This window comes from Litorivivens lipolytica, assembly GCF_014191715.1.
Taxonomy (GTDB): Bacteria; Pseudomonadota; Gammaproteobacteria; order Pseudomonadales; family Spongiibacteraceae; genus Litorivivens; species Litorivivens lipolytica.
The window spans coordinates 791,460-804,614 of sequence record NZ_JACHWY010000002.1 but is presented as its reverse complement, the minus strand read 5'-3'; the positions used below and the strand labels follow the sequence as shown (position 1 = coordinate 804,614).

Genomic DNA, 13,155 nt, shown 5'->3' with positions numbered 1-13,155 from the left:
ACTAATAGCTCAGCGCAGTGTAAACGCCAGCAATTTCGGGTCGTTGAACAAGCGCTGCAGTGAATCCGACAGTGTCTCGTTGATCATTTCCTCATTGCGATCCCGCCCCGGCACCGTAGCGTAGGTCTTTTTGTTCTTCACCTGATAGCGACCGGTATAGGTGTCGTTATTCTGATTGGCGACCACACGCAAAATGCTTTCCAGCTCCACCTCAAAGCCAACGCTGGAATCAGGATCGCGGTAGCTCAAGGTATCCACGAAAATGGTGATATCGGCGCTGGCGCCCTTGCCCGCCTGCACCACAAAGCCCATTTCACGGAATTTACGCACCGAGGCTTCGCGAATCGCCATGGCCAGATCGTTGGCCGGCGTGATCAAACTGGTGTCTTTGTACATTCCGCCGCGCGAACCGATGGCCTGCTGCTCCCGGGCATCCACCACCTCAACCGAAATCGTGCGGCCCTCGCCGATATTGCTTTTGCTCGATTCCAGGGTCGGATTGATGGTGACCTGCTGCGGGCTGAGCGCACAAGCGCTGACCAGCAAGGCTAGACAAACGGTGACAAAACGCTGTTGAGTTAACGACAGTACACGCATGGTTCATCCTTTAGAGAGAAGTTCACGAAGATCGATAATGGCGGCATTGGCGCGTGAGATATACGACGCCATCACCAGGGAATGATTGGCCAGCAGACCGAAGCCGCTACCGTTTAGCACCATCGGGCTGTAGATCGGCTGCTGAGTCTGTTCCAGCTCGCGAATAATCTGGCGCAGGCTAACCTGAGCGTTTTTGTTGGCCAGCACATCGGCAAAATCACGCTCAACCGCCCGCAGAAAATGAATCAGCGCCCAAGAGCCGCCGCGCGCCTCATAAAAAATATCGTCGATCTTCAGCCACGGGGTTTTCACGACCATCTCGCCGGGCGCCGCCGTTGATTGACGGGCACCGGTTTCATTGGCCAGATCCGTATTCAGACGGCGCTGGCCAACACTGGCGCTCAGGCGCTGGGACAAGCTGCCCAGCCGGGATTCCACGCTCGCCAGCCAGTAGCGCAGATTATCGGCGCGGGCATAGAACTGGGCCTGTGGGTCATCAGTATTGGCAAGCCGGTCTCGATACGCCTTCAGAAACTCAATACCGTCGCGATACTCGGATTCAGATGCCGGCACCGCCCAACTGTTATTGGAGAAGTTAAAACGCGGCTCGGCCTTCGCCAGGTCAGGGTCTTCCGTGGACTGGGACTGACTGCGGCTGAAGCTCTCTCGCATCGCCCGCGTCAGGTCGCGAACCTGAATCAACACCCCGTATTCCCAGGCCGGCATATTGTCCAAGAGCAGCCCCGGTGGCGTAATGTCATTGGTCAGGAAACCACCGGGCTTGTCGAGCAGCGTTTCGCTGACGGCGATCAGGGTATTGGTGGTAACCGTGCCGATAACAACCGGACCGGAAGCTGTCTGCTGTACGGGTATGTTGCCGGGCTCGCGACTCCAGTAGATACCCAGCATACAAACCAATAGCAGGTAAACACCCAGTACCAGTGCCGCCCACGTCATTGAACGCCTGCTGCCAAACCAGTCTTCACTGTTTTCGCGCAGAATCTGCCAGCGCTCCTTCAACCAGCCAGCTGCCATGCTACTACTCCCCTTTCTGCTTACTTCAGTGATGCGCGTGGTGGTGATGGCGGTGTTCGTTCACCACACTGATCACCGGAAAAACGATTTCGACCACAGCACCCTTCTCGCTTTCAAACTGCAGACTGACCTCATCCCCCTCACGCAGAGGTTTGGTCAGCCCAATCAACATCAAGTGTAAACCACCCGGCGCAAAAACCACCGACTCCCCGGCCGGAATATCAAGCGCCATCAATTGACGCATCTGCATGGTGCCGCCGCGATTAATGTGTTCGTGAATTTCCACGCTGCCTGCCGCCGGGCTGTGCACTCGCGTCAGCGACCACACCTCGTCGCTTGGATTGGTCACGGTAAAAAACGCCGCCGTGGTGGTTTGCGTGGGCGGCAGCCCTCGAACAAACCCCTCATTGAACTCCAGCGCGACCAGCGGTCCAACACTAGCGAGCAATAACAGCGCTGTAGCGATCTTTTTAAGCACGACCTGCTCCTGACTACTTGTTTAATGGCGGCTGCGACTGCAACCTGTCGCCTGATATCCAGTACAATGACGCCGCCGCTGTCAAACTGGCACAACACGCTCGGGTCACTGAGAGCCCGGAATTCTACCCATTTTCGGCAACGAAATATGCGCTATTTTTTACAGTTTACCCTACTGTGGCTCAGCACGCTGTGCGCTGCACCTGCTCTGAGTAATGCTTTCAGTGACTTCGCCAGTGATTCGCCATTCGCGGAAGAGACCACGCAATTTCTCCCCGTAACAGAAGCCTACCAGCCGCTGGTAAGCCTTAGCGACGGCGCGCTGGAGGTGAACTGGCAAATCACTGAAGCCTACTATCTCTACCAACAGCAGTTTGCTGCGCTCTGGCAGGGCGCGTCGAACAAGGGCTCGCTAGAGCTCAACTACGGTCAGGCCGAGATCAAAGACGACCCCTACTTCGGCGAAACCCCGGTCTACTACAACTTCGCCAATGCCCGAATTGCGCTGCCGGATTCATCGGATTTTCTGCTGAAGCTGACCGCTCAAGGCTGCGCTGATGCCGGCCTCTGTTACCCACCGCACGATTGGTTTTTCCGTGTTGATATCGCATCCGCATCTGTACAAGCGGTGGATGAAGCACGCTGGCAGGCCGTTAGTTCAGGGCAGGAACCACCGCTTGAACGCAATAGCTCGCTCTGGCTCATGCTGCTCTTTGCACTGGCCGGCGGCGCCATTCTCAACCTGATGCCCTGTGTGTTCCCGGTACTGGGGCTAAAAGTTTTGAGCTTTGCACAAAGCCCGAGCGGCACAGCCGCTCGTCACGGCGCGATATATAGCCTGGGCGTGATTAGCAGTTTTTTGGCAGTGGCAGCGGCACTGATCGCAGTGAAAAGCGCCGGCGCAGCAGTGGGCTGGGGCTTTCAACTTCAGACGCCGTGGTTTGTCGCACTGCTGTCTTGCATCTTCTTTTTACTGTCCCTGAACCTCTTGGGGCTGTTTGAAATCCGCCTGCCCGGCAACGTCCCCGGTCAGGCCCTGAGCCAGCGCAACGACTACACTGGCAGTTTCTTCACCGGCGTACTGGCCACCATCGTGGCAACACCCTGCACAGCGCCTTTTATGGGTACCGCTCTCGGTTTTGCCGCCACCCAGCCGGCCGCGACTGCACTGCTTGTCTTTGCCGCACTCGGACTCGGCATGGCACTGCCGGTTTATCTATTGACACTCTACCCCCGCGCACTCAAAGCCCTGCCGCGCTCGGGCAAATGGATGGACCACCTGAAACAATTCCTCAGCTTTCCACTGCTGGCAACAGCCATCTGGTTGTGCTGGGTCACCGGCCGTCAGGTTGGCAGCGACGGCATGGGGGCCACCCTGCTGGCCTGGCTGGCACTGGGTCTGGCCGTGTGGTGCTGGCGGCTGCGCGGACGCATCGCCGGGCTGATTGCATTGCTGCTTTTAGGAATCGCCGTGGCCTTGGTTTTCAGCCCACCGATTACATCAGCTAACACAGCGGCCTTAGGCGCCACCAGCGACGACCAGATCGTATACAGCCGCAGCACCGTTGACGCCCTTCGCGCAGAAGGCCGGCCCGTGCTAGTCGATGTCACCGCCGACTGGTGCATTACCTGCAAGGTCAATGAGGCGGTTGCCCTGCACACACCCGCCGTTGAAGCCGCCTTTGAACGCCACAACTTGGCCTATGTGGTCGCGGACTGGACCCGCTACGACGAGCACATCACCGCCCTGCTGAGCGAATACCAGCGCAACGGGATCCCTCTCTACCTGCTTTATGTGCCGGGAGAGGATCGCGCTCGCATTCTGCCCCAGATTCTCACAGAGGGCCTGATTCTCGACGCGCTTGAGACCTTAAAACCCGCCCCCTAGTGTTAACACCGAAAACACTAAATGCGTCGAAATTCATAATAACTTCTTAAAACGCGCTGGCAATTGGTCGTTATTTTTGAAAAAATGGCTCCAGTTCACGGTTCGGCCTGAGTGTTTCAGGCAAAATCAAAAGAAAAACTGGTAACTGGCTGTTTTTAAAGACGATGGCATCCATTCTCGTACTACATGGCCCCAATTTGAATTTATTGGGCACTCGCGAGCCCGGCATTTACGGCTCCAGCACGCTGGCAGAGATCAACCAGCAGCTGGTCGATGCCGCAACTGATGCCGGTCATCATCTGCAAACCCTGCAGAGCAATGCGGAATACGAGCTGATTGAGCGCATTCACGATGCCAAGCATGAGGGTATCAACTTCATCCTGCTCAATCCGGCGGCCCTCACCCATACCAGCGTTGCCCTGCGCGACGCCCTGCTGGCGACCGGCATTCCGTTTATCGAAGTTCACCTGAGCAATGTTCACGCTCGCGAGGACTTCCGCAAGCACTCCTATTTTTCCGATATCGCCGTTGGCGTGATTTGCGGCCTAGGGCCCAAGGGCTACCTGCTGGCGCTGGACGCGGCAATGGCACAACTCAAACACGATTAAAACCACTTTTAGAGAGCACTCATGGACATACGAAAAGTCAAAAAACTGATCGAACTGCTGGAAGAATCCAACATCGATGAAATCGAGATCAAGGAAGGCGAAGAGTCCGTGCGCATCAGTCGCAACTCCGGAACGCCAATGGCTTATGCTCCGCAATACGCCGCACCGGCACCAGCGCCCGTTGCAGCACCAGCACCCGCTGCGGCGGCTCCAGCACCTGCTGCTGCCGCTGAAGAAGAACCCACCAAGATCAACGGCCATGTCATCAAGTCACCGATGGTTGGCACCTACTACAGTGCGCCGTCTCCCGGCTCACCCGCCTTTGTTCAAGTTGGCCAACACGTGAAAGCGGGCGACGTTGTCTGCATCGTCGAAGCCATGAAAATGATGAACCAGATCGAAGCCGACAAATCCGGCGTCGTAGAGGCAATCCTGGTCGACAACGCGCAACCGGTCGAGTTTGATCAACCGCTGATCACTATCGTTTAAGGCCATCCCGCGCGACGACAGGACAAACACCTCATGTTGAAGAAAGTCATTATTGCCAACCGCGGTGAAATTGCGCTGCGCATTCTCCGCGCCTGCAAGGAGATGGGGATCAAAACGGTTGCCGTGCACTCTCAGGCCGACAAGGACCTGATGCACGTGCGCCTGGCAGATGAGTCGGTCTGTATCGGCCCGGCTCCCTCCCCACAAAGTTACCTTAACGGCCCGGCCATTATTTCCGCCGCGGAAGTCACCGACGCCGTTGCCATCCACCCCGGTTACGGCTTCCTCGCGGAAAACGCCGATTTCGCCGAACAGGTGGAAAACAGCGGCTTTATTTTTATCGGTCCGAAAGCGGACGTTATCCGCCTGATGGGCGACAAGGTCTCAGCGATCAAAGCCATGAAGGAAGCCGGCGTGCCAACGGTTCCCGGCTCCGACGGACCACTAACAGACGACGGTGAACGCACCCAGGCAATCGCCCGCAAGATCGGCTACCCGGTTATCATCAAGGCCGCTGCCGGTGGCGGTGGTCGCGGCATGCGCGTGGTTCATAGCGAAGCTGCCCTGCTGAACGCCGTTTTCGTCACCCAATCCGAAGCCAAAGCGGCCTTCGGTGACGGCACGGTTTATCTGGAAAAGTTCCTCGAGAAGCCTCGCCACGTGGAAATTCAGGTGTTGGCCGACGGCCAGGGCAATGCCATTCACCTGAACGGGCGCGACTGCTCTTTGCAGCGCCGCCACCAGAAGGTTCTGGAAGAAGCGCCACCGCCCTGCATCGATCAGGAAGCCCTGAACAAAACCGCGCAGGCCTGTGTAGATGCCTGTATCAAGATCGGTTATCGCGGCGCCGGTACCTTTGAGTTTTTGTATGAAGACGGCGAGTTCTTCTTTATCGAGATGAACACCCGTATTCAGGTTGAGCACCCAGTGACCGAAATGATCACAGGCATCGATCTGATCAAATGGCAGCTGCGTATCGCCGGCGGCGAGAAGCTGACCGTAAAACAGGAAGACGTGATCGTTCGAGGTCACGCTTTCGAAGCGCGCATCAACGCCGAAGACCCGAAAACCTTTATGCCCTGTCCCGGCAAAGTTAAACACTACCACGCCCCCGGTGGTTTCGGAGTGCGGGTGGATTCCCACCTCTACAGTGGTTACACCGTCCCCCCACACTATGATTCCATGATTGGCAAGGTAATCACCTACGGTGAGACCCGGGAAATTGCCCTGAGCCGCATGCAGCATGCACTGGAGGAATTGGTGGTCGACGGTATTCGCACCAATATTGATCTGCACAAGGATCTGGTACGCGATGGCGAATTCCGCAAAGGCGGTGTCACCATTCACTACCTCGAGAAAAAACTGAAAGACTGATCTCCATCGGTTTTGCGCGATCAAGGCCGGTCTCTCTGAGTCCGGCCTTTTCTTTTGCTACAATCCGCGCTTTTGTGCAGGAGTCCCGCCATGCCCTGGCTGCAGCTCAAACTTGACGCCGACCGCGACAATGCCGAACCGCTCGAAGATGTTTTGCTGGAGCTCGGCGCCGCCGCGGTCACGCTGGAAGACAATGCCGACCAGCCCCTTTACGAGCCCGGCTTGAATGAGCGCCCGGTATGGAATATGACCCGTGTTACCGGACTGTTCGACGCCGCCGAAGACATGGACGCGCTGGTGGAAAGCCTGACTCGAAAATTCCCAGCGCCCCTCCCTGCCCACCGAATTGAAATTCTTGAAGACAAGGATTGGGAACGGGAGTGGATGACTCACTTTCAACCCATCCAGTGCGGCGAGCGACTGTGGATCTGCCCCAGTTGGCGTGAGCCCATAGACCCGGACGCAGTGAATTTGTTGCTCGACCCCGGTCTGGCCTTTGGTACCGGCACGCACCCCACCACCTTCCTCTGCCTGCAGTGGCTCGACAGCCAGGACCTAAGCGACTGCCACGTGGTCGACTACGGCTGTGGCTCAGGCATTCTGGGTATTGCAGCCCTGTTGCTCGGCGCCCGCCACGTCACCGCCATCGACAATGACCCCCAAGCCCTGATTGCCACCCGCGACAATCTGGAACGCAACCACTTGACCGAAGAACGGCTGGACTGCCACCTGCCCGATAAGGCCGATCGAACCGGCAAGGCCGACGTCGTGATCGCCAATATACTGGCCGGCCCACTGATGGAGCTGGCACCGCGCTTGGCAGCCTATCTGGACAGCGGCGGCCGAATCGCCCTGTCCGGCATCCTCACAGAACAGGCGGAGACCCTGCGCAAACACTACAGCGAGTGGTTCGATAATCTGGCGATTGTCAGCAAGGATGACTGGTGCTGCATTTCCGGTGTGCGCAATGCGCGTTTTCAACAGAAAAGCTGAACCTGTTATCTGACACAACAACTCAGTTTCGCTTACACTCCGTATCGCTTAAACTGCCGAAAAATTAAACACTTCAGGAGCCACCATGGCCAATCGGGCCACGCGCTGTCCCCACTGCCAGACCAGCTTCCGCGTTACCGAGTCGCAGTTAGCGACAGCGCGCGGCCGGGTGCGTTGCGGTGCCTGCCTTGAAGTGTTTAATGCCACCACCAATTGGGTTGATCCCGCGCCCAGCCAGCCAGACATTCCCGAGCCGGAACCGCGCTACGACGACAATACGCCCTTTCCCGAGGATGACGCCGGGCAGGAATCGGCCTCAATTGAAGACACGGAAGCGCAAACACACCCGCAAAATGATACGGCTGCTCAGCCTACGGAAAATGAAGCCGAGCCCGATCAGGAAGAGATGGCCCAAAGCGAGGACGAGGCCGAAGACCACACCTCTGACGGCTATCGCTTCAGCGCGCTAGACAGTGATTCAGACGACGAGGAAGCCGCGCGCTTTTCTGACCCATGCGAAGAAAGCGAAGACTCGAGTGACACCTCTGTGCAATGGGCAGACCGCACTGAGCAAGAGGATATCGCAGAATCGGAGGAAGTCTCAGCGCCCCCTCCCGAAGAGGAAGAAATCGGGACAAGCGAAGAGCAACCGCAGGCTGAATCGCCCATACAGGAAATCGAACCGTCCGAGCCCGACCGCGATGTAGAACACGATGAATTCGACGAGTTGGTCGCCCATCAGCGGCGCCGGATTCAAATCAGCCGCCGGCACGTTGGCTGGACCTTGCTCTGCCTGTTGGCTGCCGCCTGCCTGGCCGGCCAGATTGTCTACGCCAAATTCAATAGCCTGGCTCAATCCCAGCACCGTAATGCCTTGGTAGAGACCTGCAAGGTTATCAACTGGGCCTGGGGCAGCCAGCGCTGCGTGCTGCCGCCGCCGCGCAACCTCTCGCAAATCGATTCGCTCGGCCTGAATATCATGTCCCACCCCCGCTACGCCGATAGCCTGCTGGTGGATACCATTATTCTGAACCGCGCCCGTTTTGAGCAGCCTTTCCCCCTTATTGAGCTTATTTTCCGCAATGATCGCGGCAATATTGTTGCCCGGCGCGCCTTTTCCCCCCACGAATACCTCGCCGGGGAACTAAAGGGAATCGAGTTCATGCCCTCAGGCCAGAGCGTGCGTATTAATATCAGTATTGCCGACCCGGGCAGCACCGCGGTGAACTACGAAATGCAGTTTCTGCCCGCCGCTGAGTCGTAAAAACCCGACATCAGCGAACAGCGCATACATTGATCAAAAGATAAACACAAGCCTTTAATGCCCCCGCGCAAGAGAGTATGATTGCGCCTCACTTTTCGTTGTCTACTTTGTGCTCCAGGGGACCCGACCATGATCCGCATTGGCCGCTTCTCACTGGCAGGGCGCGCTGTTCTTGCGCCAATGGCCGGCGTGACAGATATGCCCTTTCGCAGACTGTGCCGGGAGTTCGGTGCCAGCCTGACGGCGTCGGAAATGGTCATCAGCAACTCGGAGCTGCGCGACAGCCGCAAGACTCAGTTGCGACTGGCTCAGGACGAGTCTGAGCAGATTCGGGTGGTCCAGATTGCTGGCTCCATTCCCGAAGCCATGGCCGAGGCGGCACGCTACAACGACACGCTGGGTGCCGACATTATTGATATCAATATGGGTTGCCCGGCGAAAAAGGTTTGCAAGCGGGATGCGGGCTCTGCCCTGCTGCGCGATCCACAGCTGGTAAAAGAAATTCTACAAGCCGTGGTCGCCGCAGTTGAGGTGCCCGTCACCCTCAAGTTCCGCACCGGCTGGTCGCCCGAACACCGCAATGGCGTCGAGATCGCACGCATTGCCGAGGACAGTGGCATCCAGTCTTTGGCGGTACACGGTCGAACCCGTGCCTGCCGTTATCACGGCACGGTGGAATACGACACCATTGCAGCCATTAAACAGAACGTATCACTGCCGGTTTTTGCCAATGGCGATATCACCTCGCCGACACAGGCCAAGGCAGTGTTGGATTACACCGGTGCAGACGGAGTGATGATCGGTCGCGGCGCCCAGGGCCAACCCTGGCTGTTTCGAGAGATCAATCATTACCTCGCCACCGGCACATTGCGGGAAGGCCCGACCGAGGCAGAGCGGTTTGACACCATGCTCCGCCACGTTAAAGCCCTTCACGATTTTTACGGCGAACGTCAGGGCCTGAAAATTGCCCGAAAACACGTGTCGTGGTATCTGCAGCATATTGCAGACAGCGACGACACACGCAGGCAGTTCAACAGTCTGACTGACGCCAGTGCACAGATTGACGCCATTCACCGGCTCGCGGCGGAATGGTCAGCTTATACAACAGGGGAACAAGCCGCATGAACGCTAGTGCAGAAACCAAACTGGAACTGGTGGAAACACCCGCCAGCACCGAATCCTTCGCCACCATCGCCGAGACGCATTCCCTGCGCGAGAGCGTGGCAGTTGCCGTGAAAAACTACTTCGACCAGCTCGACGGTCAAGACGTCACCGATGTCTATGAAATGGTCCTGTCGGAAGTGGAAGCACCGCTGCTGGAAAAAGTCATGACCTACACGCGCAACAACCAGACCCGCGCCTCTCAGGTACTCGGTCTGAACCGCGGCACACTGCGCAAGAAATTGAAAAAATACGGGCTGTTGTAATACAGCCTTCCGCTTTCTCCGTTACACCACGTCTTCCATCATCAAGCTAAGGGTATCTGAGCCTCAATGAGCACAGCCGAACTACCTCGCCCCGTGAAACGGGCCCTGATCAGTGTTTCCGATAAAGCTGGCATCGTCGAATTCGCCAGCGCTTTGCGCCAGCGCGGCGTTGAGCTCCTGTCTACTGGCGGCACCTTCCGTCTGCTGCAGGAAAATGGCCTCGATGTCACTGAAGTATCCGATTACACCGGATTTCCGGAGATGATGGACGGTCGGGTGAAAACCCTGCACCCGAAAGTTCACGGCGGCATTCTCGGTCGCCGCGGCACCGACGAAGCCATTATGGGCGAGCACGGCATCAATGCCATCGATATGGTTGTGGTCAACCTCTACCCCTTTGAGCAAACCGTGGCCAAGCCCGATTGCTCGCTGGAAGACGCCATTGAGAATATCGATATCGGCGGCCCGACCATGGTGCGCGCAGCGGCTAAAAACCACCGCGATGTGACCATTGTCGTTAACGCCTCTGACTACCAACGCGTGATTGACGAACTGGATGCCAACGACGGCAGCACCCGCTACAACACCCGCTTTGATCTGGCGATCAAGGCCTACGAACACACCGCAGCTTACGACAGCGCCATTGCCAATTACTTCGGCCAGAAAGTAGAGGGCGGCAGCGAGGGCTTTCCCCGCACCTTCAACGCCAACTTTATCCGCCAACAGGAACTGCGTTACGGTGAGAACTCCCACCAGCGCAGTGCTTTCTACGTTGAAAAGAATCCCGCGGCGGGTTCTATCGCAACCGCAAAACAGCTGCAGGGCAAGGAACTGTCCTACAACAACATCGCCGATACCGACGCCGCGCTGGAAACCGTCAAACTGTTCGACGAACCGGCCTGCGTTATCGTCAAACACGCCAACCCCTGCGGCGTAGCCGTTGCCGGCAGTCTGTTGGAAGCCTACGACAAGGCCTTCGAAACAGACCCCGAATCGGCCTTTGGCGGCATTATCGCCTTTAACCGCGAGCTGGATGCTGCCACGGCGGCCGCAATTTGCGAACGTCAGTTTGTGGAAGTCATTATCGCCCCAAGCATTGCGGCAGATGCCGTCAGCGCAGTCGCCGCCAAGAAAAACGTGCGTCTGCTGGAGTGCGGTCAGTGGGCCGACAGCCAGGCCGACCTCGATTACAAACGCGTAAACGGTGGTCTGCTGGTACAAGATCGCGATCTGGGCATGGTGTCAGCTGCCGACCTGAAAGTGGTCAGCAAACGTCAGCCCACTGAAGCCGAAATCCGCGACCTGCTGTTTACCTGGAAAGTGGCCAAGATGGTCAAATCCAACGCCATCGTCTACGGCCGTGACGGTCGCACCATCGGCGTCGGTGCCGGCCAGATGAGCCGCGTTAACTCCGCCCGCATTGCCGCCATCAAGGCCGAGCACGCCAAGCTGGAAGTCAAAGGTTCCGTAATGGCCTCAGACGCCTTCTTCCCCTTCCGCGACGGCATTGATAATGCTGCGCAAGTGGGCATTGCCTGCGTCATTCAGCCCGGTGGCTCCATCCGCGACGAGGAAGTTATCGCCGCCGCCGACGAACACGGCATGGCCATGGTCTTTACCGGCATGCGCCACTTCCGCCACTGATTCGCAGGAACTATTCACAGGAACAACTGGAATGAATGTACTGATTATCGGCGGTGGCGGTCGTGAACACGCCCTCGCCTGGAAGGCAGCCCAGTCTGCCAAGGTGGAAACCGTCTTTGTCGCTCCCGGCAATGCCGGTACTGCCCGTGAACCCAATATGGAAAACGTCGCCATCGACGTAATGGATTTTGCGGCGCTGGCCGATTTTGCCGAGCAGAATCAGGTTGGCTTGACCATTGTTGGCCCGGAAGCGCCGCTGGTCGGCGGTGTGGTCGATTTCTTTGAAGCCCGCAACCTGCCCTGTTTCGGGCCCAGCAAGGGCGCGGCTCAGCTGGAAGGCTCCAAGGCTTTTACCAAGGATTTTCTGGCGCGCCACCATATTCCCACGGCCGACTACCAGAACTTCACCGAGGTTGAGCCGGCACTGGCTTACCTGCGCGAAAAAGGTGCGCCTATCGTGGTGAAAGCCGACGGTCTGGCGGCGGGTAAAGGCGTTATCGTTGCCGAAACCCTGGAGCAGGCTGAAGAAGCTGTGCGCGATATGCTCTCAGGCAATGCCTTTGGCGAAGCCGGGTGCCGGGTAGTCATCGAAGAATTTCTCGAAGGCGAAGAAGCCAGCTTTATCGTGCTGGTCGACGGCGAGAACGTCTTGCCGATGGCCACCAGCCAGGACCACAAGCGTGTGGGTGATGGCGATACCGGCCCCAATACCGGTGGCATGGGGGCCTATTCCCCCGCGCCCGTGGTGACGCAAGAGATTCATGATCGCATTATGGATCAGGTGATTATGCCGACCGTAAAAGGCATGGCCAGCGAAGGTCACCGTTACGTGGGCTTTCTTTACGCCGGTTTGATGATTACCGCCGCGGGCGAACCCAAGGTGATTGAATTCAACTGCCGTTTCGGCGACCCGGAGACCCAACCCATCATGCTGCGACTGCAGTCGGATCTGGTTGAGTTGGTCCAACAGGCGCTGGCCGGCAAGCTGGACTCCACCACCGCCGACTGGGATAAGCGTCAGGCGGTAGGCGTGGTACTGGCGGCTGGTGGTTACCCCGGCAGCTACGAAAAAGGCAAAGTCATTTCGCTGCCCAATGAAAGCGATGAGTCTACTGCCAAGATTTTTCACGCGGGCACCGCCCTGCAGGGCGATCAGGTGGTCACCAGCGGCGGTCGCGTACTCTGCGCCACCGCACTGGGCACCAGCGTGACCGAAGCCCAGCAAAAAGCCTATCAACTGACCGGGAAGATCGCCTGGGATGGTGTTTTCTACCGCAAGGATATCGCCTATCGGGCGATTGCTCGGGAGCAGCAAAGCTAATTTTTTTTGGCTTTGCCTGCTTCTACTACTGCCTGCTC

13 protein-coding genes are annotated in these 13,155 nt (G+C 57.7%); 10 read left to right on the top strand and 3 right to left on the bottom strand.

Features of this window, described 5'->3' with window-relative positions:
• Positions 1-9 precede the first annotated feature (9 nt).
• The 3 genes from FHR99_RS12045 to FHR99_RS12035 are packed head-to-tail and all read right to left on the bottom strand — an operon-like array spanning position 10 to position 2,110.
• Positions 10-597, bottom strand: coding sequence for a YajG family lipoprotein (locus FHR99_RS12045; RefSeq protein ID WP_183410919.1), 588 nt, complete (start codon positions 595-597; stop codon positions 10-12).
• Positions 598-600: 3 nt separating this feature from the next.
• On the bottom strand, positions 601-1,632 hold the full coding sequence (locus FHR99_RS12040; protein WP_183410918.1) for a DUF2333 family protein: 1,032 nt from the start codon (positions 1,630-1,632) through the stop codon (positions 601-603).
• A gap of 25 nt (positions 1,633-1,657) precedes the next feature.
• Positions 1,658-2,110 (bottom strand): copper chaperone PCu(A)C domain-containing protein, encoded by a 453-nt coding sequence (locus FHR99_RS12035; RefSeq protein ID WP_183410917.1) that lies wholly within the window; start codon positions 2,108-2,110, stop codon positions 1,658-1,660.
• Positions 2,111-2,257: 147 nt separating this feature from the next.
• Between FHR99_RS12035 and FHR99_RS12030 the strand changes: the two genes are divergently transcribed.
• The 10 genes from FHR99_RS12030 (at position 2,258) to purD (ending at position 13,117) form a co-directional block, all read left to right on the top strand.
• Positions 2,258-3,997 (top strand): protein-disulfide reductase DsbD family protein, encoded by a 1,740-nt coding sequence (locus FHR99_RS12030; RefSeq protein WP_183410916.1) that lies wholly within the window; start codon positions 2,258-2,260, stop codon positions 3,995-3,997.
• A 164-nt stretch (positions 3,998-4,161) separates the two neighbouring features.
• Entirely contained in the window at positions 4,162-4,605 is a 444-nt protein-coding gene (gene aroQ, locus FHR99_RS12025) for a type II 3-dehydroquinate dehydratase (protein WP_183410915.1), read from the top strand.
• A 21-nt stretch (positions 4,606-4,626) separates the two neighbouring features.
• Positions 4,627-5,094 (top strand): acetyl-CoA carboxylase biotin carboxyl carrier protein, encoded by a 468-nt coding sequence (accB, locus tag FHR99_RS12020; protein ID WP_183410914.1) that lies wholly within the window; start codon positions 4,627-4,629, stop codon positions 5,092-5,094.
• 33 nt (positions 5,095-5,127) lie between these two features.
• Positions 5,128-6,468, top strand: a complete 1,341-nt coding sequence (gene accC / locus FHR99_RS12015) for an acetyl-CoA carboxylase biotin carboxylase subunit (protein WP_183410913.1) — start codon at positions 5,128-5,130, stop codon at positions 6,466-6,468.
• Between the two features lie 90 nt (positions 6,469-6,558).
• Positions 6,559-7,461: a 50S ribosomal protein L11 methyltransferase gene (prmA, locus tag FHR99_RS12010; protein WP_183410912.1), complete on the top strand. Its 903-nt coding sequence runs from the start codon at positions 6,559-6,561 to the stop codon at positions 7,459-7,461.
• Between the two features lie 85 nt (positions 7,462-7,546).
• Positions 7,547-8,725, top strand: a complete 1,179-nt coding sequence (locus FHR99_RS12005) for a DUF3426 domain-containing protein (protein ID WP_183410976.1) — start codon at positions 7,547-7,549, stop codon at positions 8,723-8,725.
• 132 nt (positions 8,726-8,857) lie between these two features.
• A complete protein-coding gene (gene dusB / locus FHR99_RS12000) occupies positions 8,858-9,850 on the top strand; it encodes a tRNA dihydrouridine synthase DusB (protein WP_183410975.1) in 993 nt (330 codons plus the stop codon).
• A complete protein-coding gene (gene fis, locus FHR99_RS11995; RefSeq protein WP_183410911.1) occupies positions 9,847-10,152 on the top strand; it encodes a DNA-binding transcriptional regulator Fis in 306 nt (101 codons plus the stop codon). The genes dusB and fis overlap by 4 nt, the downstream gene beginning before the upstream one ends.
• 66 nt (positions 10,153-10,218) lie before the next feature.
• Positions 10,219-11,796, top strand: a complete 1,578-nt coding sequence (gene purH, locus FHR99_RS11990; protein ID WP_183410910.1) for a bifunctional phosphoribosylaminoimidazolecarboxamide formyltransferase/IMP cyclohydrolase — start codon at positions 10,219-10,221, stop codon at positions 11,794-11,796.
• A gap of 31 nt (positions 11,797-11,827) precedes the next feature.
• A complete protein-coding gene (gene purD, locus FHR99_RS11985) occupies positions 11,828-13,117 on the top strand; it encodes a phosphoribosylamine--glycine ligase (protein WP_183410909.1) in 1,290 nt (429 codons plus the stop codon).
• Positions 13,118-13,155: the final 38 nt, after the last annotated feature.